A 19395-nucleotide genomic window follows, 5' to 3' on the forward strand; every position below is an offset into this window, starting at 1 on the left:
AGCGCTGGCGTCCCCGGCCGCGTGCGCCGCGCGCAGCGCGCCCACCGCGCCACCGGCCGGCGCATCGGCCTCCGGGGCCAACCGGTCCACGAGCCCGGGGGCGAGGCGCAGTCCGGCCGTCACGGCGGCCCCGACGTCGATGCCGGGTTCCGCGGCGATGAAGGGCAGGGGGCCGGGCTCGGGGCACGCGAGCAGGGCCGCGGAGACCTCGGCGAGGTCGAGTCGGCCCGCCGCATCGCTGCAGCCGCCCACGAGCAGCTCGTCGATGAGCGCGGCCAGCGCGGCGGGCAGGCCACCCGGCAGGCCCGCGGCGGACACCCCGGCCTCCGCCCACGACATGCCCGCAGCGGCCCGGAAGGCCAGCTCGCCCACCGCCTGCGCCTCGGCACCGGCTTCCGCGTCCGCGAGCAGCCCGGGGACCAGCCGAACCCGCGCGGCCGAGTCGAGGGCGAACGCGCCCAGCCGGCCCCGCTCCTTGCCGACCGGGGGTTCGGGCGCGGCCTCGAGGGCGGCCGCGCAGCCGGCGACCACCGCGGCTGTCTGAGCGGCGCTGAGCGCCCCGAGGGCCGTGAGCGCGGCCTCGAGCAGGCCGCCCTCGCAGCGGGGCACGACGAGGCCCTCGACCTGCACGCCTTCGGCGCCCACCGCGCGCGCCTCGCGCACGGCCCCGCCCACCCACGCACGAGCCTCGGCGGGCGGACCCGCGCAGACGAACCAGCGGGTCGACTCCCCCGCGAACACCCGCCAGAGCCCCGGGGCAAGCTCGGCCTCCATATTCCACACATCGACCGCCATGGCCATCCCCCTCGTCCGTTCCTGCCCGAGCCCGTTCCCGCCCGAGGCCGTTCCTGCCGGGCCCGTTCCTGCCCGAGCCCGTTCCTGCCCGAGCCCGTTCCTGTGCCGGCCCGTCTCGGAGGGCCCGTTCGTCTCCGTACCCGTGACTACATGCGGTTTGCAGCAGTTTGGCACCTTCTGCGTCGCGGCGTCGGGGGTTATCCACAGCGACACGGCGCACCCGCGGTGGCAGCGGGGTGACCGGGGTTCTAGGCTTGCGCCATGACGTTTGCCGTTCGCACGCTGGGGCTCGCCCCGGACTTCGTCGACTACCGCGCCGCGTGGGACCTCCAACGACAGCTGCACGAGCAGGTGCGCTCCGGCAGCGCCCCGTCGACCCTGCTGCTGTTGGAGCACAGCCCCGTCTACACGGCCGGCAAGCGCACCGAAGACTTCGAACGGCCAGCGGACGGCACGGAGGTCATCGACATCGACCGCGGCGGGCGCATCACCTGGCACGGACCCGGGCAGCTCGTCGCCTACTTCATCTACCGCCTGCGCGATCCCAAGGACGTGCGGCTCTTCGTCGACCAGGTCGAGGAGGCCGTCCTCGGGCTGCTGCCCGAGTACGGAATCGAGGGGCAGCGGGTGGAGGGCCGCTCCGGCGTCTGGCTGCCGGCCGGCGCGGGCCGCCCCGAGCGCAAGATCGCCGCCGTGGGCATCCGCATCCACGAGGGCGTCACCATGCACGGGCTGTCGCTGAACTGCTCGAACGACAGCGCGGGCTTCGATGCCATCGTGCCCTGCGGCATCCCGGACGCCGGGGTCACCACGATGTCCGAGGAGGCCGGCCGCACCATCGCCCCTGCCGACGTCGCCGACGAGCTCGCGAGCGCACTCAACCGCACCATCACCGCCTGAGAGCGAGAGGATCCCCATGACGATCGCCCCCGAGGGCCGCCGCCTGCTGCGCGTCGAGGCGCGCAACTCCGAGACCCCCATCGAGGCCAAGCCCGCCTGGCTCAAGGCCAAGGCCAACATCGGCCCCGAATACGCCGAGCTCAAGTCGCTCGTGCGGGGGGCCGGCCTGCACACCGTGTGCGAGGAGGCCGGCTGCCCGAACATCTTCGAGTGCTGGGAGGACCGCGAGGCCACCTTCCTCATCGGCGGCGAGCAGTGCACGCGCCGGTGCGACTTCTGCCAGATCGACACGGGCCGCCCGGCGGAGTTCGACCGCGACGAGCCGCGCCGCGTGGCCGAGTCGGTGGCGCAGATGGGCCTGCGCTACTCGACGGTGACCGGCGTGGCCCGCGACGACCTGCCCGACGGGGGCGCGTGGCTCTATGCGGAGACCGTCCGCCAGATCCACGACCTGCCCCACGCCGATGGCCAGGGCACGGGCGTCGAGCTGCTCATCCCGGACTTCAACTCCGATGACGAGCAGCTGGCCGAGGTCTTCTCCTCCCGCCCGGAGGTGCTGGCGCACAACGTCGAGACGGTGCCGCGGATCTTCAAGCGGATCCGGCCGGGCTTCCGCTACGAGCGGTCGCTGTCGGTCATCACGAAGGCCCGCGCGGCCGGCCTCGTCACGAAGTCCAACCTGATCCTGGGCATGGGCGAGACGAACGAGGAGGTCATCGCGGCGATGCGCGACCTGCACGCCGCCGGCACGGACCTGCTCACGATCACGCAGTACCTGCGCCCCTCCCCCCGCCACCATCCGATCGACCGCTGGGTCCGCCCGCAGGACTTCGTCGAGCTGCGCGATGCGGGCGAGGAGATCGGCTTCGCGGGCGTCATGTCCGGGCCCCTCGTCCGCTCGTCCTACCGCGCTGGGCGCCTGTGGGCGCAGGCGATGCGCCACCGCGGCACCCCCATCCCCCCGCACCTGGCGCACCTCGACCGCGAGACCCCGGCCAAGCAGGAGGCGCAGTCCGTCGTGGACGCGTTCGGCGCCGGCGAAGAGGTAAGCTTCTGAGAATGGCTGATACCGACACTCCCAAGCGCGGATTCTTCCGCCGCAGGCCGAAGGACCCCTCGAAGCCGGGCCGCATCGCCCAGATGGTCCAGGTCTACAAGATGGCCCGCAAGCACTATCCTGCGGTGCCGTGGCTGCTGGCCGCCGCGATCCTTGGCGGAGCAGCGATCGGCGTCGTCGTGGGACTGCTGCTGCCGCCCATCTGGCTGTGGATCGTCTTCGGCGTCATGGTGGGCCTGCTGGGCGCGGTCTTCATGCTGGGGCGCTTCGCGGAGAGCGCCGCCTTCGAGGAGATGCGCGGCCAGCCCGGTGCGTTCGGCGCGGTGCTCAATACCGTGCGCCGCAGCTGGCTGGCCGAGGAGCAGCCGGTCGCGATCGATCCGCGCACGAAGGACCTCGTCTACCGGGCCACGGGCCTGGGCGGTGTCGTGCTGCTCAGCGAGGGCCCCAAGGGCCGCACCGCGAAGATGCTCGAGAAGGAGCGCAAGCGCCACGAGCGGGTCCTGCCCAACGTGCCGATCACCTGCATCCAGGGCGGCGAGGAGGACGGCCAGGTGCCGATGAGCCGCGTCTCGTCCACCGTGCGCAAGATCCCCAAGAAGCTCAACAAGGCCGAGGTCCTCGTCATCCGCAAGCGCCTGGCGGCGCTCGGCACGATGTCGACGAGGCCGCCGGTGCCCAAGGGCATCGACCCCAACAAGGTGCGCCCCGACCGGCGCGCGATGCGCGGCCGCTGAGCCGCCCGCCGGCCAGAAACCAGCACAGCTGAGCCCGACACAGCCGGGCCCAACACGGCACAGTCGAGACCAGCGCACTGCGGCCCCCATCCCACGGGAGGGGGCCGCTGTGCGCTGCCGCGCCGGGCCCGAGGTGCGCTCCGCGCCCGCGCCGCCGCGCGCCTCGGGAGCGGATCAGGCGCAGCGCGCCTCGGGCCGGGCTCGGCTCGAAACCGCCTGGGCAGGGCCGAGCACGCCCAGCCCGCGGGCTCCCGGGCTGCCGGCGCTCCTCCTCCTACCGCGTGCGCACGACGGCCGTGTTGGCGGCGAGGTCGTGGAGTCCTCGGTGATCGCGGTTGAAGATGACGGCGGGGACCACGAGGCACAGGAGCACGGCGCGCACGAGCAGCGGCAGGACGCGCGCCCGCCCGCCCCGGGAGTCGATCGTGGTGATCCCCATGAGCCGCTGGCCCACCGTGGCGCCCAGACTGGCCTGGAGCAGCCAGTTCTCGAGCGCGAAGATCGCAATGGTCCACAGTCCGCTGTCGTGGAAGAAGGCGAGGCTGATGAGCCGGCACAGCGTGTAGTCGATGCACAGCGACACGAGCCGGCGCCAGATGGCCGCGGTGGATCCGCGCCCCGTCTGCGGCAGGCCCAGCCGCTCCCCGGGCCACGAGCCCTCCGGCAGGGGCGAGCGGGGGCCTTCGAGCCAGGAGCCGATGTCTTCGCGATTCACCACGTCCCCAGGCTAGCGCGCCAGCCTGAGCGGGCGCCGGAGTGCACACGGGGGCCATTGGACGGGAAACATGTCCGAAACACGGGCGTGACGCGCACTTCACAGCCCCTGGCTACACTGAGACCGACACTGGGATCGACCGAGCGGGCCGGCGCAAGCGGCCCGGGTCCCAGGCATCGAAGACACCAGGAGTGAGCTTGTTCTCGACACCCTCTGAACTCGTCGCCTATATCAAGGACAACGATGTCGACTTCGTCGACGTCCGGTTCTGCGATCTGCCCGGCGTGGTCCAGCACTTCAACCTGCCCGCCGCATCCTACGGCGAGGAGGAGATCAGCGAGGGCCTGCTGTTCGACGGCTCGTCCATCCGCGGGTTCCAGGGCATCCACGAGTCCGACATGAAGCTCCTGGCCGACGTGGAGACGGCGTTCATCGACCCGTTCCGCGAGGCGAAGACGCTCGTCGTCACCCACTCGATCGTCGACCCGTTCACCGACGAGCCCTACGCCCGCGACCCCCGCCAGGTGGCGGAGAAGGCCGAGGCGTACCTCAAGTCCACCGGGATCGCCGACACCGCGCTGTTCGGCGCGGAGGCTGAGTTCTACCTGTTCGACAGCGTGCAGTTCCAGAACAGCCCCTCCAACAGCTTCTACAAGATCGACGCCGAAGAGGCCGAGTGGAACAGCGGCCGCGAGGAGGAGGGCGGCAACCTGGGCTACAAGACCCCCACGAAGGGCGGCTACTTCCCGGTTCCCCCGCAGGACCACTCCGCCGATGTGCGCGACGCGATCTCGCTCACCCTCGCGGAGATCGGCTTCGAGGTCGAGCGCGCCCACCACGAGGTGGGCAACGCCGGCCAGCAGGAGATCAACTACAAGTTCAACGAGCTCAAGCACGCCGCGGACGAGCTGCTGAAGTTCAAGTACGTCGTGAAGAACGTCGCGCTCGACTACGGCAAGTCCGCGACGTTCATGCCCAAGCCCCTCTACGGCGACAACGGCTCCGGCATGCACTGCCACCAGTCGCTGTGGAAGGACGGCAAGCCGCTGTTCTTCGACGAGAACGGCTATGCGGGCCTGTCCGACGTGGCGCGCTGGTACATCGGCGGGCTCATCGAGCACGCCGGCGCCGTGCTCGCGTTCACGAACCCGACGATCAACTCCTACCGCCGTCTGGTCAAGGGCTACGAGGCGCCGGTCAACCTCGTGTACTCGGCGCGCAACCGCTCGGCGGCCATCCGCATCCCGATCACGGGCTCCTCCCCCAAGGCCAAGCGCCTGGAGTTCCGCGTCCCGGACCCGTCGTCGAACCCCTACCTGGCGTTCTCCGCCCAGCTCATGGCGGGCCTCGACGGCATCAAGAACCGCATCGAGCCGCCGGAGCCGGTGGACAAGGACCTCTACGAGCTGCCGCCCGAGGAGCTCAAGGACATCAAGCTCGTCCCGCAGTCGCTCGAGGAGGCGCTCGCCGACCTCGAGGCCGATCACGACTTCCTCACCGCGGGCGACGTGTTCACCGAGGACATGATCAGCACGTGGGTCGCCTACAAGCGCGAGGAGGAGATCGAGGTCGCGAAGCTGCGCCCGACCCCCACCGAGTTCGAGCTCTACTACAGCATCTGAGCACAGCAGCTGAGCACGGCCAGGGCGGCTAAGCGCCGCCCTGCCCGCCCGTCCGCGGCGCCGCATCCCTTCGGGGGTGCGGCGCCGCGGCCGTCCCGGGCGCCCTCGTAGGATGGGGCCATGGCAGACTTCGACGTCCTCATCATCGGCACCGGCTCCGGCAACTCGATCGTCAACCACCGCTTCGACGGGCTGCGCGTCGCGATCGCCGAGGAGTGGCACTTCGGGGGCACGTGCCTCAACGTCGGGTGCATCCCCACGAAGATGTTCGTCCGGGCCGCCGACGTCGCCGAGGACGCGAAGACCGCGCAGGCCGTCGACGTGGAGGCCCGCTACGAGGGCGTCGAGTGGGATCGCCTGCGCGAGCGGATCTTCGGCCGCATCGATGCGATCGAGGCCGACGGCCGCGACTACCGCACCCACCGGCAGGACAACGTCACGGTATTCGCAGAGCACGTCGCCTTCACGGGCCCGGGCAGCTTCGCCACCGCCTCGGGCGAGCGGTTCACGGCCGAGCGGGTCGTCATCGCGGCGGGCTCCACGCCGCGGGATCCGCAGATCGCCGGCATCGACGGCGCACGGATCGACTCCGATGGCTACCCCGTGCACACCTCGGATTCGATCATGCGGCTGCCGAGCCCCCCGCGCTCCCTCATCATCCTGGGCTCCGGCTACATCGCCATGGAGTTCGCCCACATCTTCGCCGGGCTCGGCACCGAGGTGACCGTCGTCGTCCGCGGTCCGCGCCTGCTGGGCGATCTCGACGAGGACGTCTCGGCCGCCTTCACGAAGATCTTCGCCGACTCCCACAGCGTGCGCTTCGGCCTCGAGGCCGAGCGGGTCGAGGTGGGCGGGCCGGGCGGCGTGAGCGTGGCGCTCTCCCCCACCGGCCGGGTCGCCGACGCCACGGCGCAGTCGCTGCAGGCCGACGCGCTCCTCATCGCCACCGGCCGCGTGCCCAACACCGCGGCCCTGGACGCGCAGGCGGCCGGGATCGATGTCCGGGAGGACGGGCGGATCGCGGTCGACGCCTACCAGCGGGTGCTCGCCGGGGGCGAGCCGCTGCCCGGCGCCTTCGCGCTCGGCGACGTGAGCTCGCCGTTCCAGCTCAAGCACGTGGCCAACCACGAGGCGCGGGTCGTCAAGCACAACCTGCTCGCCGATATCGCCGCCGGCGCCCCGGGCAGCGCGCCCGTGGGCGACCTCGAGGAGGTCAACCACCACGCCGTGCCCGCGGCGGTCTTCACCCGGCCCCAGGTGGCGTCCGTGGGCGAGACGGAGGCGGCGCTGCGCGAGCGCGGGGCGCGGTGCGTCGCCCACACCCAGCCGTACTCCTCCACCGCCTACGGCTGGGCGCTCAACGACGAGACGAGCTTCGTCAAGGTGCTGGCCGATCCCGCCACGCGCCTCATCCTGGGCGCGCAGATCGTGGGCCCGGAGGCCTCGATCATCATCCAGCCGCTCATCCAGGCGATGGCGTTCGGCCAGCGCGCGGACGACGTGGCCCAGCACCAGTACTGGATCCACCCGGCGCTCACCGAGGTCATCGAGAACGCCCTGCTGGGCCTCGACTTCGACGCCGACTGAGCCGAGCCGCGCGGCCGCGGCTGAGCCGAGTCCGGAGCGAACCGCGCCGCGGCCGGGCTCGGGCTCAGGCGAGCAGGTCCTCGTACACCGCCACGGTGTCGCGGCCGATGCGGTCCCAGGAGAACTCCTCGCGGGCCCGCCGGCGGCCGGCCTCGCCCATCGCGGCCGCCCGCTGGGGGTCGGAGACCATCTCGGTGAGCGCGGCGGCCAGGTCGCGCACGAAGCCCTCGGGATCGAGTGGCGTGCCGGTGCCGTCCTCGGCCTGCGCGAGCGGCACGATGATCCCCGTCCGGCCGTCGGCGACGACCTCGGGGATGCCGCCCGTCCCGGTGCCGACGACGGGCGCCCCGCAGGCCATGGCCTCGAGGTTGACGATGCCCAGGGGCTCGTAGATGCTCGGGCACACGAACGTCGTGGCGTGGGTGAGGATCTGCGTGAGCTCGTTGCGCGGCAGGACGCGGTCGATGAGGACGACGCCGCTGCGCGTCTCCTGCAGCCCGGCGACCAGGCCCGCGACCTCGTCGGCGATCTCCTGGGTGTCCGGGGCGCCCGCGCACAGGATGAGCTGGACCTCCGGGGGCAGCAGCGCGGCGGCCCGCAGCAGGTACGGCAGTCCCTTCTGGCGGGTCACGCGCCCCACGAAGACGACCGAGGGGCGGTCGGGGTCGATGCCGTTGGCGTCGAGCGCGGCGGTGTCCTCGTTCGGCGCCCACTGCGCGGTGTCGATGCCGTTGTAGACCACGCGCACCTTCGCCGGATCGATCGTCGGGTAGGCGCGCAGGATGTCCCGGCGCATGCCCTCGGACACGGCGATGATGCCCGCGGCAGACTCGTAGGCGGTGCGCTCGGCCCAGGACGAGATCGCGTAGCCGCCGCCCAGCTGCTCGGCCTTCCACGGGCGCAGCGGCTCCAGCGAGTGGGCGGAGAGCACGTGCGGGATGTCGTACATGAGCGAGGCGAGGTGGCCGGCGGTGTTCGCGTACCAGGTGTGGGAGTGGACGAGGTCCGCGCCCTCGATGTCGGCGAGCATCGACAGGTCGACGCCCAGCGTGCGGATCGCGGCGTTCTGGCCGGTCAGCGCCTCGAGCTCGGGGTAGCCGCGCGCATAGGGGATGTCACGCGGGGCGCCGAACGCGCGCACGCGCACGTCGATGAGCTCGGAGAGGACGCGGCTGAGCTCGGCGACGTGGACGCCGGCCCCCCCGTAGACCTCGGGCGGGAATTCCTTCGTGATGATGTCGGTGCGCACGCCCCCATCCAACCACAGGAGCGCTGGGCACAGGGCGCCTTCCATGCAATAGGCTGAAGGCCCACAGCCGATCACAGCGTTAGGCGGTCTCCGATGGCGGATCCCAAGGTCCTGGCAATCGTCCTTGCCGGCGGCGAGGGCAAGCGGCTGCAGCCGCTCACCGCCGACCGCGCCAAGCCCGCCGTGCCCTTCGGCGGGTCGTACCGCCTCATCGACTTCGTGCTGTCGAACCTCGTGAATTCGGGTCAGCGCGAGATCGTCGTGCTCACCCAGTACAAGTCCCACTCGCTGGACCGCCACATCTCCGAGACGTGGCGGTTCTCCAATCTGCTCGGCAGCTACGTCGCCTCCGTGCCCGCCCAGCAGCGCGTGGGCAAGCGGTGGTTCCAGGGCAGCGCCGACGCGATCTACCAGAGCCTCAACCTCATCTTCGATGCGAAGCCCGACATCGTCGCGGTGCTCGGCGCCGACCACGTCTACCGGATGGACTTCCGGCAGATGATCGACGCCCACATCGAATCGGGCCTGCAGGCCACGGTGGCAGGCGTCCGGCAGCCGCTCGACCAGTCCGACCAGTTCGGCGTCATCGAGACCGATCCGGACAATCCCGCGAAGATCCGCGAGTTCGTCGAGAAGCCGGCGACGACTCCGGGCCTGGCCGACAGCCCCGGCGAGTTCCTCGCCTCGATGGGCAACTACGTCTTCGACGCCAAGGCGCTCGTCGAGGCCGTGGTGGCCGACTCGAAGGACGATGCGAGCCGCCATGACATGGGCGGGGACATCATCCCGGCCTTCACCTCGGCGGGCGAGGCGGGCGTGTACGACTTCGCGTACAACGTCATCCCCGGTGCCAATGACGAGGACCGCGCCTACTGGCGCGATGTGGGCACGCTCGACGCGTTCTACGACGCCCACCAGGACCTCATCGCCCCGGTCCCCGCGTTCGACCTCTACAACCAGCGCTGGCCCATCTACACGCGCCAGACGGTGCTGCCCCCGGCGAAGTTCGTCCACGACGTCGACCACCACCCGGGCCGGGCGGTCGACTCGATCGTCTCCCCCGGTGTCGTCGTCTCCGGCGGCTACGTGGAGGGCTCCGTCGTCTCGCACGGCACGCAGGTGGACTCGCTGGCCGCCGTGTCCTCCTCCGTGCTCATGGACGGGGTGCGCATCCAGCGCGGTGCGCGGGTCCACCGGGCGATCCTCGACAAGAACGTCGTCGTGCCCGCCGGTGAGACCGTGGGCATCTTCCCCGAACTCGATGCGCGCCGCGGCTTCACCGTCACGGAATCCGGCCTGACCGTCGTGCCGAAGAACGTCGTCGTCAACGACGACCCGCGCGACGATCTTCCGCGCTGGTGAACCCCTCCTCCTCGTCGAAGTCGAAGAACAGCCGCTCGACCACGCGGCGCGCGCGCCGCGTGGCCGCCAGATAGGCCTCGGACAGCGCCTGCGCGCCGCCCGTGCCGTAGCCCATGAGGCGGGCGGTGGCCTCGAGCTCGGAGCGGTCGGCCGGCAGGCTGTCCGCGGTCCGGCCGCGGAAGAGCATGACGGCCGAGCGGACCTCCGCGGCCATCGTCCACGCCGCCTCGAGGACGCGCGCGTCGGCCGGGTCCACGAGCTCGGCCTCGACGGCGGCGTGCAGGGCGCCCAGCGTCGACGTCGTCCGCAGGGCGGGGTGGTCGTGGGCGTGGCGAAGCTGGAGCAGCTGCACCGTCCACTCGACGTCGCTGAGCCCGCCCACGCCCAGCTTGAGGTGCAGGCGGGGATCCGCTCCGCGCGGCAGCCGCTCGCCCTCCATGCGCGCCTTGAGCCGGCGCATCTGCATGAGCGAGGACTCCGGTACCCGCTGGGGATAGCGCAGCCCGTCGATGAGGTCCACGTAGTCCTCGCACAGCGCGGCGTCGCCGCCCACGGGCCGGGCCCGCAGCAGCGCCTGGGCCTCCCACGGCTCGGACCACTTCGCGTAGTACGCGCGATAGGACTCGAGGCTGCGCACGAGCGGGCCCGAGCGGCCCTCCGGGCGCAGGTCCGCGTCGAGCTCGATGATGGGCGCCGACAGCGTCCTGCCCAGCCGGGAGGTCAGCGCGAGAGCCACCTTCTTCACGTGGGCGGCAAGGCCCTCCGGCGCGCCGTCGCCCGCCCGGTAGGCGAACATGACGTCGGCATCGGAGAAGTAGCCGATCTCCGCCCCGCCCAGGCGGCCCATGGCGATGACCGCGAACTCGTAGTCGCCGATCCCCGCCTGCGGGTCGAGCTCCGCGCGCACGGCCTGGACCGCGGCGTGGATGCAGGCGTCCATCGCCGCGGACAGGCGGGCGGCGACCTCGGCGGGGCCATCGGCATCGAGGATGTCGGCCAGCGCGGTGCGCAGCAGCTCGCGGCCCCACACCCCGCGGATGCCCGCGATCGCATCGCCCCGTCCCCGCCCGGCGAGCTCGGCGAGTTCGCCGGCCAGTTCCTCACCGGAGCGCGCGGCCAGCTGCGCGGGGTCGTCGAGCCAGGCCGCGGCGGCGGGATTGACGAGCAGCAGCTCGGTGGCGAAGCGCGAGAGCGAGAGCACATGGGCCAGGGACTTCGCGGCGCTGCCGGAGTCGCGCAGCAGGCGCAGGAACCAGGCGCTGCCGGCCAGGTCCTCGCTCAGCCGCCGGAAGGCCAGCAGCGCGGCGTCCGGGTCCACCCCGGAGGAGAACCAGTCGAGCAGGGCCGGCAGCGCCTGCCGGATGACGTTCGAGGGCCGGGAGACGCCCGAGGTCAGCGCACGGATGTGCTTCATCGCCGATTTCGTGTCCCGGTAGCCGAACGCCGAGAGGCGCTCGCGGGCCGCGGCGTCGCTGAGACCCGCGAGGTGGGGCTCGCCCGCGGCCGCTTCGAGGATGGGGCGGTAGAAGATCTGCTCGTGGAGGGCCCGCACCCGGTGCGCCAGGCGCTCGCGCTCGGCCAGCAGGCGCTCGGCCGAGCGGTCACCGGAGCCGTAGACGGTGCGCGCGAGGAGGCGCAGCTTCGCCTCGTCGGAGGGCAGCAGCGCGGTGCGCTGCATGCGCGGCATCTGCAGCCGGTGCTCGACGACGCGCATGAACCGGTAGGCATCGCCCAGCAGCCCCGCGTCCTCGCGGGACATGTAGCCCCGCTCCCCCAGCACCGCGACGGCGGAGAGCGTGGCCGGCACGCGGATCTCCTCGTCATCGGCGCCGTGGACCAACTGGAGGAGCTGGGCGGAGAACTCGACATCGCGCAGGCCGCCGGCGCCCAGTTTGAGCTGCCGGTCGGCCTCCGCGGACGGCAGCAGGTCGACGACGCGCCGGCGCATCGCGCGGACGCCGTCGATGAACCCCTCGCGGCCGGAGGCGGTCCAGACCAGGGGCGAGAGCTCGGCCGCCCAGCGGCGCCCCAGCTCGGCCGCGCCGGCGATGGGGCGGGCCTTGAGCAGGGCCTGGAACTCCCAGTTGTGGGCGACCTCCCGGTAGTAGTGGGAGAACTCGCCCAGGGTGCGCACGAGCGGGCCGGCCTTGCCCTCCGGGCGCAGAGCCGCGTCGAGCTCCCACAGGGCGGGCTCCGCGGCGTGGCCGGAGACGGCCTCGGCGGTGCGCACGGCCAGGCGCGCGGCGATCTGGGCACGGTCCTCGGAGCTCTCAGCCTCGTGCGACCCGCCGTCCCCCGCCACGTCGTCCGCGCCGTCGGCCTCGCCCGCCGCTGCGTCCTGCGCGCGGTCGCCTTCCTGGTCGCCTGAGTCACCCGGGGAGGACGCACCGTCCGCGCTGTCCGGCTCGGGCGCATCGGGGTCCTGAGCGTCGTCCGCGACGGGCTCCCAGCAGTAGACGACGTCGACGTCGCTCACGTAGTTCAGCTCCCGCGCCCCGCACTTGCCCATCCCGATGATGGCGAGGTCGACGCCCGCGGCGCCGGGCACCTCGGCGCGCGCGACGGCGAGTCCCGCCTCCACGGCGGCGGCGGCCAGGTCGGAGAGGATGCGGGAGACCTCGGCGACGCAGGCCTGGGGGTCCGGCGCAGTGAGGTCGTCGGCGGCGAGCATGATGAGGCGATCGCGGTAGGCCGCGCGCAGGGCGGCCACGCCCTCCTCGCCCGCCAGCTGCGCCACCGGGCGGGGGGAATCGGGGTCGGCGCCCACAGCCTCGAGCAGCGCCGCCCGCAGCACCGGCGCCGCGGAGCGCTCATGGCCGAGCATGAGGTCGCCGGCCGGCTCCGCGAGCAGGCCGGCGGCGCGGGGGTGGCGCGCCAGGTGATCGGTGCACGCCTCCGAGGCGCCCGCGAGCGCCGCGAAGCGCGCCAGCGGGGCCGCGGAGGTGAAGGCGGGCGCGGCCTCGGCCACGGCGTCGGCGGCCTGGGCGGCCTCGGCCACGCGCAGCGCGCCCAGCGCCACGGCCCCGGGATCCGGTGCCGCGCTCACGAGGGCCCGGAAGTCATCGCCCTCGAGCGCGGGGGCGTCCAGCAGCTGCGCGGCCTCGCCCAGGAACCGGTCGATGCGCTCGCTCTGCCCGCCGGCGCGCTGGGAGCGGGCGGGGTCGCCGCCGCGCCGTGTCACCGCCATCGCCGGCCCCTACAGCGAGTTGAAGTGGCGGGCGAGCTCGAAGGGAGTCACCTGCGAGCGGTACTCGGTCCACTCCTCGAGCTTGTTGCGCAGGAAGAAGTCAAAGACCTCCTCGCCCAGCGTCTCGGCGACGAGCTCGCTGGCCTCCATCGCGTCGATCGCCTCGGCGAGGCTGGCGGGCAGCGCCTTGATTCCCATGGCGCGCCGTTCGTGGTCGGACAGCTGCCAGACGTCGTCCTCGGCCTCGAGCGGCAGGTCGTACTCCTCCTCGATGCCCTTGAGCCCGGCGGCGAGGATGAGCGAGTAGGCGAGGTACGGGTTCGCACTCGAGTCCATGCCGCGGTACTCGATGCGCGCGGAGGATGACTTGCCGGACTTGTACTGCGGGACGCGCACGAGCGCCGAGCGGTTGCGGTGGCCCCAGCAGATGTAGCTGGGTGCCTCGTGACCGGTCCACAGCCGCTTGTAGGAGTTCACGTACTGGTTGGTGACCGCGCAGATCTCCGGCGCGTGCTTGAGCAGGCCGGCGACGAAGCGGCGGCCCGTCGTGGAGAGCTGGTACTCCGCCCCGGGCTCGTAGAACGCGTTCTGATCGCCTTCGAACAGGGAGACGTGCGTGTGCATCCCGTTGCCCGGCTGGTCGGCCAGCGGCTTGGGCATGAAGGAGGCGTAGACGCCCTGGGCGTGGGCGACCTCCCGGACCACCGCGCGGAACGTCAGGACGTTGTCCGCCATGGACAGGGCGTCCGCGTAGCGCAGGTCGATCTCGTTCTGTCCGGGTCCGCCCTCGTGGTGGGAGAACTCGACGGAGATGCCCATCGCCTCGAGCGTCTGGACCGCCGTGCGGCGGAAGTCGTTGGCGGTGCCCCCGTTGACGTGGTCGAAGTAGCCGGCGGTGTCGACGGGGACCGGGAGCTCCCCGTTCAGCTGCCCGGACTTGAAGAGGTAGAACTCGATCTCCGGGTGCACGTAGTAGGTGAAGCCGGCCTTCGAGGCCTTCTCCATGGTGCGCTTGAGCACGTTGCGGGGGTCCGCGGCGGCGGGGCCGCCGTCGGGCGAGTCGATGTCGCAGATCATCCGGCCGGTGGGCTCCACCTCACCGCGCCAGGGCAGCAGGGAGAAGGTCGAGGGGTCCGGCTTGAGCACCATGTCCGCCTCGAAGATGCGCGAGAAGCCCTCGACGGCCGAGCCGTCGAACCCGATGCCCTCGCCGAACGCGCCCTCGAGCTCCGCGGGAACGATCGCCACCGACTTGAGTCGGCCGAGCACATCGGAGAACCACAGCCGGATGAACCGGACATCGCGATCCTCGACGGTGCGCAGCACGAACTCCTGCTGCCGACTCATGGGCGCCATCAGCCGTTCCAGTCCTTGTCCTCGGCGTCCCATGCCTGGTTGCGCTGCTTGGCCTCGGCCAGCGCGTTCTGGGCCTGCTCCCGGGTGTCGTACGGGCCCATGCGGTCCTCGAAGCTCGACTGGGCGCCCTGCTCCACCTCGTGGGTGCGGGCGTTGTACCAGTACTTCTCGTCGCCGGGGACGCTCTGATCGGTGCTCACGGTGGCTCTCCTTCGCAGGTGGCTGGGCTGGGCGCGGCGCCCGTGCCGCGCGCCTCCCAGCTTAGCGGGTGGCCCCGCCCGCCGTGCCCGCCGCCGAGGCGCGGGCCGCCTCGGGTGCGGGAGTGCGGCCCAGGCCGGTGCGGGTCGGAACCGGAGCCGATTGCCCCGCGGGGCGAAGTGGCGCAGAAGGTCTGCCTGGCATACCTTTGGGGTGGACACGCACAACCACTCCGCGCGCCGACGGCGGCGCGCCCGCACCGCGCAGCGCCGCGCGGCCCGCTTCGTCGAAGGGCTCATCCCATGAAGGTCGCAGTTCCCACTGAGGTCAAGAACAACGAGAACCGGGTGGCGATCACGCCGGCCGGCGTGCACGAGCTCACCGCCCACGGCCACGAGGTCCTCGTCCAGGCCGGCGCGGGGATCGGCTCCACCTTCACCGATGCCGAGTACGAGGCGGCCGGCGCGACCATCGTGCCGGACGCCGCGGCCGCCTGGGAGCCCGCGGACATGGTCCTCAAGGTCAAGGAGCCCGTGGAATCCGAGTACGGGTTCCTTCGCGAGGACCTCATCCTCTTCACCTACCTCCACCTCGCCGCCGACGAGCCGCTCACCCAGGCGCTGCGGGAGGCCAAGACCACCGCGATCGCCTACGAGACCGTCCAGCTGCCCGACGGCTCGCTGCCGCTGCTCGCCCCGATGTCGGAGGTCGCCGGCCGCCTGTCCGCCCAGGTGGGGGCCAACAGCCTGCTCAAGGCCGAGGGCGGGCGCGGGGTGCTGCTGTCCGGTCTGACCGGTGTCCAGCGCTCGAAGGTCACCGTCATCGGCGCTGGGGTGGCCGGGACGAACGCCGCGCGCATCGCCATGGGCCTGGGCGCGATCGTCGAGCTCATCGACATCAACATCCCGCGCCTGCGCCACCTCGACGAGGTCTTCGGCAACAGCCTGCAGACCACGGTGTCGAACGCCTTCGAGATCGCGCGTGCACTGCGCGAGTCCGACCTCGTCATCGGCTCCGTGCTCATCCCGGGCCACCGCGCTCCCAAGCTCGTCACGGACGCCATGGTGGCGGACATGCCCAAGGGCTCCGTGCTCGTCGACATCGCGATCGACCAGGGCGGCTGCTTCGAGGGCTCCCGGCCCACCACCCACGACGACCCGACGTTCCGCGTGCACGACTCGCTGTACTACTGCGTGGCGAACATGCCCGGCGCGGTGCCGACCACCTCGACGAAGGCACTGACGAACGCCACCCTGCGCTACGCGGTGTCGATCGCGGACAAGGGGTGGCGCGAGGCGCTGCGCGCCGATCCCGCCCTCGCCAAGGGGCTCAACACCTACGGCGGCGAGGTGACCAACGCCTCGGTGGCCGAGGCCTTCGACCTGCCGACGACCGCGGTGTCCGAGGCCCTCGCCTGAGCGAGTAGCCCCTCTCCCCTCACGGTGTGCGCTGCCGTCGGGCCCAGGCCCGGCGGCAGCGGTCTGTCTGGTGCGACCCCGGCGGCAGCGCTGCGTCAGCCTGCGGCGCCGGAACCGCCCGGCGCGGTGAGCATCGTGGTCGTGCGGAAGTGCTCCTCGCACAGGCTGCCCGCGCGCTCGGCATCGCCGGCGGCGACCGCCTCCACGATGCCCGCGTGGTCGAGGGCCGCGCGGCGGGCCAGCTCCGCGGAGAACGGATCGTGCCGGAAGCCCGTGTTGATCCGCAGATCGAGGTCGCCGGCGATGGCCGCGAGCTCCTCGTTGTGCGCCGCGCGCGCCAGCGCCGCGTGGAAGCGCGCGTCGGCAGCCCTGGCCGGTCCGGCCTCGTGCTGGGCGGCGTAGTCGGCGGCCAGGCGGCGGACCAAGGCGAGCTCCTCGTCCGTGCGCCGCTGGGCCGCGAGACGGGCGATGCCGTTCTGCACGAGGGCGCGGGCCTCGAGCGCACCCCGCTGGCCGTGGCGGAAGCTCTCGAGGCGGTCGGCCACGCCGCGCAGCCCCGCCGGGGAGACCGGGGCGATGAACGTCCCTCCCCCGCGCCCGCGCCGGCGGTCGACGAAGCCGCCGCGCTGGAGGCGGTCGAGCGCCGCGCGCACACTCGAGCGCGAGACGCCCAGGGCCGCGGCCAGCTCCCGCTCGGGCGGCAGCGCGGTGCCCTCGGGCAGCGCGCCCACCGCGATGGCGGAGAGGATGTGGTCGGCGATCTGCTGGGGGGTCGACTGGGTCGCGACGATCTCGCCCAGCCCGTTCAGCCCGTCATCCACGTCCTCACCTCCCCCAATGCCCATCCTACGGTGGGCGGGGGCACCACCCGCCGGCGCCGCGGTCCCATCAGTAGACTTGCCCATCATGACCGCACACGCGCCGCTCGGCACCCTGCGCAAGGGCACCCTGTCCCCCGTCCGCCCCGTCCCCGCCAGCATCGCCCGCCCCGAATACGTGGGCCGGGCCGAGCCGAACGAGGGCGGCGGCAACGACCTCTACACGCCCGAGGAGATCGAGCGGATCCGTGCGGCGGGAACCCTGGCGGCGAATGCGCTGGCAGTGGCCGGCGCGCTCATCGCCCCGGGAGCAACGACCGATGCGCTCGATGCGGCTGCGCACGAATACCTGTGCGACATGGGCGCCTACCCGTCCTGCCTCGACTACCGCGGCTTCCCCAAGTCGATCTGCACCTCGGTCAACGAGGTCATCTGCCATGGGATCCCGGATTCCACCGTGCTGGCCGAGGGCGACATCGTCAATCTCGACATCACCGCCTACAAGGACGGGATGCACGGGGACACGAACTTCACGTTCGAGGTGGGCGAGGTCGACGGCGAATCGCACGACCTCATCGTGCGCACCTACGAGGCGATGATGCGCGGCATCAAGGCTGTGCGCCCCGGCAGGGAGGTCAACGTCATCGGCCGCGTCATCGAGAAGTACGCCAAGCGCTTCGGCTACGGCGTCGTGCGCGACTTCACGGGCCACGGGGTGGGCCGGGAGTTCCACTCCGGCCTCGTCATCCCCCACTACGACGCCGCACCCCAGCACGCCGAGGTCATCGAGCCGGGCATGGTGTTCACGATCGAGCCCATGCTCGACCTGGGCACCGAGGACTGGGAGCAGTGGGACGACGGCTGGACCGTGGTGACCGCGGACCGGAAGCGCTCCGCGCAGTTCGAGCACACGCTGGTCGCCACCGAGGACGGGGCGGAGATCCTCACCCTGCCCGATGCCGAGCACGCGGCGGCCCTCACCCTCTGAGCCGCATCTGAGCCGCGCACCGGGGAGCACCCGCCGGTGCGCGGTATCCCGTGCCGGTTCGCAGTATCTTTGGAGACAGACCGCCGCGGCACGGCATGCGTCGCGGCGCACACAGCCCCCGACGGCCTCTGCGCCTCCGTCCCGGAGCCAGACACGGAAAGGCAGCCATGAGTTCGAAGACGCACACCAGCTGGGCAATCGGCATCGACATCGGCGGCACCGGCATCAAGGTCGGCCTCGTCGACACCGCCACCGGAAGCCTGCCATTCAAGCGGGTGCGCGTGCTCACGCCCAAGCCCGCGACGCCGGAGGCCGTCATCTCCGAGGTGGCCGGCGCCGTCGACCAACTGCTGGAGAAGGCCGTGCGCAAGGCCGCCATCGGCCACGCGGACGAGGTCGCCGACGTGCCGCTGGGCGTCGCGTTCCCGGGCGTCATCAAGGACGACACTGTCTCGTTCTGCCCGAATCTCGACCAGAGCTGGCTGGGCGAGAGCCTGGGCGCCGCGATCCAGGAGCGCACCGGGCGGGTCTGCTACAGCCTCAACGATGCCGATGCCGCGGGCTTCGCGGAGATGGCGTTCGGCGCCGGCCGCGATTGGCGCCACGGCGTCGTCCTCGTCACGACGCTCGGCACGGGGATCGGCACCGCGCTGTTCACCAGCGGCCACCTCGTGCCCTATACCGAACTGGGCCACCTCGAGATCGACGGGCACGATGCGGAGACGCGGGCCGCGGAGTCGGTGAAGGTGCGCGAGGGCCTGGACTACCCGACGTGGGCCGCGCGCCTGCAGCGCTACTACGAGGAGCTCGAGAAGCTCTTCACCCCGGACGTGTTCATCGTGGGCGGCGGCGTGTCGAAGAGCCATGAGGAGTTCCTGCCGCTGCTGCGCCTGCACACCCCCATCGTGCCCGCGCACCTGCTCAACGATGCGGGCGTCGTGGGCGCCGCGGCGCTCGCGGCCAACGCCGGCAAGGCGAAGGTGAAGAAGAAGTAGGGGGACAGGCCGCCGATACGCCGGGTTCTGTGGCGCCTGCGCCCTTGCGGGTGCGGACGCGACGGTCATCTATCTAGGAGCGCCGTTGCCGGCGCCCTCGAGCGATCCACCCGACGGCTTGGGCGAGCAGCCCTCAAGCACCGTCTGTCTGATCTTGCTCCCGGTGGGGTTTGCCGAGCGATTCCGGTCACCCGGAACCCTGGTGGTCTCTTACACCGCCGTTTCACCCTTACCCGCCCGGTTGCCCGGGCGGGCGGTCTGTTCTCTGTGGCACTGTCCCGCGGGTTGCCCCGGGTGGGTGTTGCCCACCACCGTGCTCTGCGGAGCCCGGACGTTCCTCGGCGGCTCATGGAGCCGACGCGACCGTCTGGCGACCTGTCCCCCTCCATCGTAGCCGCCCGCCGGGAGCGA

16 protein-coding genes and 1 other RNA gene are annotated in these 19395 nt (G+C 72.1%); 9 read left to right on the forward strand and 8 right to left on the reverse strand.

The window, feature by feature from the left end; all coding sequences use genetic code 11:
• A partial coding sequence (locus GSY69_RS03030; RefSeq protein ID WP_202410769.1) for a hypothetical protein occupies positions 1 to 795 on the reverse strand: 795 nt, incomplete at its 3' end.
• Between the two features lie 261 nt (positions 796 to 1056).
• On the opposite strand from GSY69_RS03030, the gene lipB reads away from it, so the two are divergent.
• Genes lipB through GSY69_RS03045 form a run of 3 tightly spaced genes read left to right on the forward strand, consistent with a single transcriptional unit; the run spans position 1057 to position 3489 of the window.
• Complete coding sequence (lipB, locus tag GSY69_RS03035; protein WP_160952422.1) at positions 1057 to 1695, forward strand: lipoyl(octanoyl) transferase LipB; 639 nt, start codon at positions 1057 to 1059, stop codon at positions 1693 to 1695.
• Between the two features lie 16 nt (positions 1696 to 1711).
• On the forward strand, positions 1712 to 2752 hold the full coding sequence (gene lipA / locus GSY69_RS03040) for a lipoyl synthase (RefSeq protein WP_160952423.1): 1041 nt from the start codon (positions 1712 to 1714) through the stop codon (positions 2750 to 2752).
• A gap of 2 nt (positions 2753 to 2754) precedes the next feature.
• Positions 2755 to 3489, forward strand: coding sequence for a DUF4191 domain-containing protein (locus GSY69_RS03045; protein ID WP_160952424.1), 735 nt, complete (start codon positions 2755 to 2757; stop codon positions 3487 to 3489).
• 274 nt (positions 3490 to 3763) lie between these two features.
• Here the strand turns inward: GSY69_RS03045 and GSY69_RS03050 are convergent, their stop codons facing one another.
• Positions 3764 to 4207, reverse strand: coding sequence for an RDD family protein (locus GSY69_RS03050; protein WP_160952425.1), 444 nt, complete (start codon positions 4205 to 4207; stop codon positions 3764 to 3766).
• Between the two features lie 194 nt (positions 4208 to 4401).
• On the opposite strand from GSY69_RS03050, the gene glnA (GSY69_RS03055) reads away from it, so the two are divergent.
• Together glnA (GSY69_RS03055) and GSY69_RS03060 are read left to right on the forward strand one after the other, a co-directional pair.
• Complete coding sequence (glnA, locus tag GSY69_RS03055) at positions 4402 to 5826, forward strand: type I glutamate--ammonia ligase (protein WP_160952426.1); 1425 nt, start codon at positions 4402 to 4404, stop codon at positions 5824 to 5826.
• Positions 5827 to 5946: 120 nt separating this feature from the next.
• Entirely contained in the window at positions 5947 to 7413 is a 1467-nt protein-coding gene (locus tag GSY69_RS03060; protein ID WP_160952427.1) for a mycothione reductase, read from the forward strand.
• A gap of 64 nt (positions 7414 to 7477) precedes the next feature.
• Here the strand turns inward: GSY69_RS03060 and glgA are convergent, their stop codons facing one another.
• Positions 7478 to 8662: a glycogen synthase gene (gene glgA / locus GSY69_RS03065; RefSeq protein WP_160952428.1), complete on the reverse strand. Its 1185-nt coding sequence runs from the start codon at positions 8660 to 8662 to the stop codon at positions 7478 to 7480.
• Positions 8663 to 8755: 93 nt separating this feature from the next.
• Between glgA and glgC the strand changes: the two genes are divergently transcribed.
• On the forward strand, positions 8756 to 10024 hold the full coding sequence (gene glgC, locus GSY69_RS03070) for a glucose-1-phosphate adenylyltransferase (RefSeq protein WP_160952429.1): 1269 nt from the start codon (positions 8756 to 8758) through the stop codon (positions 10022 to 10024).
• Here glgC and GSY69_RS03075 read toward each other — a convergent pair.
• Genes GSY69_RS03075 through GSY69_RS03085 form a run of 3 tightly spaced genes read right to left on the reverse strand, consistent with a single transcriptional unit; the run spans position 9987 to position 14767 of the window.
• Complete coding sequence (locus GSY69_RS03075; RefSeq protein ID WP_160952430.1) at positions 9987 to 13211, reverse strand: bifunctional [glutamine synthetase] adenylyltransferase/[glutamine synthetase]-adenylyl-L-tyrosine phosphorylase; 3225 nt, start codon at positions 13209 to 13211, stop codon at positions 9987 to 9989. The two genes, glgC and GSY69_RS03075, sit on opposite strands and share 38 nt — an antisense overlap.
• A 9-nt stretch (positions 13212 to 13220) precedes the next feature.
• Positions 13221 to 14558, reverse strand: a complete 1338-nt coding sequence (glnA, locus tag GSY69_RS03080; protein ID WP_160952431.1) for a type I glutamate--ammonia ligase — start codon at positions 14556 to 14558, stop codon at positions 13221 to 13223.
• A gap of 8 nt (positions 14559 to 14566) precedes the next feature.
• On the reverse strand, positions 14567 to 14767 hold the full coding sequence (locus GSY69_RS03085; RefSeq protein WP_160952432.1) for a hypothetical protein: 201 nt from the start codon (positions 14765 to 14767) through the stop codon (positions 14567 to 14569).
• 300 nt (positions 14768 to 15067) lie between these two features.
• On the opposite strand from GSY69_RS03085, the gene ald reads away from it, so the two are divergent.
• The gene (gene ald / locus GSY69_RS03090) at positions 15068 to 16183 is read left to right on the forward strand and encodes an alanine dehydrogenase (protein ID WP_160952433.1); all 1116 of its coding nucleotides are present in this window, start codon (positions 15068 to 15070) and stop codon (positions 16181 to 16183) included.
• Between the two features lie 95 nt (positions 16184 to 16278).
• On the opposite strand, the gene GSY69_RS03095 is transcribed toward ald, so the two are convergent.
• Positions 16279 to 17004, reverse strand: coding sequence for a FadR/GntR family transcriptional regulator (locus GSY69_RS03095; protein WP_328698743.1), 726 nt, complete (start codon positions 17002 to 17004; stop codon positions 16279 to 16281).
• Between the two features lie 85 nt (positions 17005 to 17089).
• Here GSY69_RS03095 and map point away from each other — a divergent pair, with 85 nt between their 5' ends.
• Both map and ppgK read left to right on the forward strand, forming a co-directional pair.
• Positions 17090 to 17989 (forward strand): type I methionyl aminopeptidase, encoded by a 900-nt coding sequence (gene map / locus GSY69_RS03100; RefSeq protein WP_160952435.1) that lies wholly within the window; start codon positions 17090 to 17092, stop codon positions 17987 to 17989.
• 167 nt (positions 17990 to 18156) lie between these two features.
• A complete protein-coding gene (gene ppgK, locus GSY69_RS03105) occupies positions 18157 to 18984 on the forward strand; it encodes a polyphosphate--glucose phosphotransferase (RefSeq protein ID WP_160952436.1) in 828 nt (275 codons plus the stop codon).
• Here ppgK and rnpB read toward each other — a convergent pair.
• Positions 18985 to 19363: RNase P RNA component class A (rnpB, locus tag GSY69_RS03110), an RNA gene on the reverse strand.
• Positions 19364 to 19395: the final 32 nt, after the last annotated feature.

The sequence above is a fragment of the Brevibacterium rongguiense genome, assembly GCF_009857845.1.
GTDB classification, from domain to species: Bacteria; Actinomycetota; Actinomycetes; order Actinomycetales; family Brevibacteriaceae; genus Brevibacterium; species Brevibacterium rongguiense.

Excerpts from the sequence above, each read along its gene's own strand:
- lipB (WP_160952422.1), top strand. The coding sequence starts at position 1,057 with ATGACGTTTGCCGTTCGCACGCTGGGGCTCGCCCCGGACTTCGTCGAC.
- lipA (WP_160952423.1), top strand. The coding sequence starts at position 1,712 with ATGACGATCGCCCCCGAGGGCCGCCGCCTGCTGCGCGTCGAGGCGCGC.
- GSY69_RS03045 (WP_160952424.1), top strand. The coding sequence starts at position 2,755 with ATGGCTGATACCGACACTCCCAAGCGCGGATTCTTCCGCCGCAGGCCG.
- GSY69_RS03060 (WP_160952427.1), top strand. The coding sequence starts at position 5,947 with ATGGCAGACTTCGACGTCCTCATCATCGGCACCGGCTCCGGCAACTCG.
- glgC (WP_160952429.1), top strand. The coding sequence starts at position 8,756 with ATGGCGGATCCCAAGGTCCTGGCAATCGTCCTTGCCGGCGGCGAGGGC.
- GSY69_RS03075 (WP_160952430.1), bottom strand. The coding sequence starts at position 13,211 with ATGGCGGTGACACGGCGCGGCGGCGACCCCGCCCGCTCCCAGCGCGCC.
- glnA (WP_160952431.1), bottom strand. The coding sequence starts at position 14,558 with ATGAGTCGGCAGCAGGAGTTCGTGCTGCGCACCGTCGAGGATCGCGAT.
- ald (WP_160952433.1), top strand. The coding sequence starts at position 15,068 with ATGAAGGTCGCAGTTCCCACTGAGGTCAAGAACAACGAGAACCGGGTG.
- map (WP_160952435.1), top strand. The coding sequence starts at position 17,090 with ATGACCGCACACGCGCCGCTCGGCACCCTGCGCAAGGGCACCCTGTCC.
- ppgK (WP_160952436.1), top strand. The coding sequence starts at position 18,157 with ATGAGTTCGAAGACGCACACCAGCTGGGCAATCGGCATCGACATCGGC.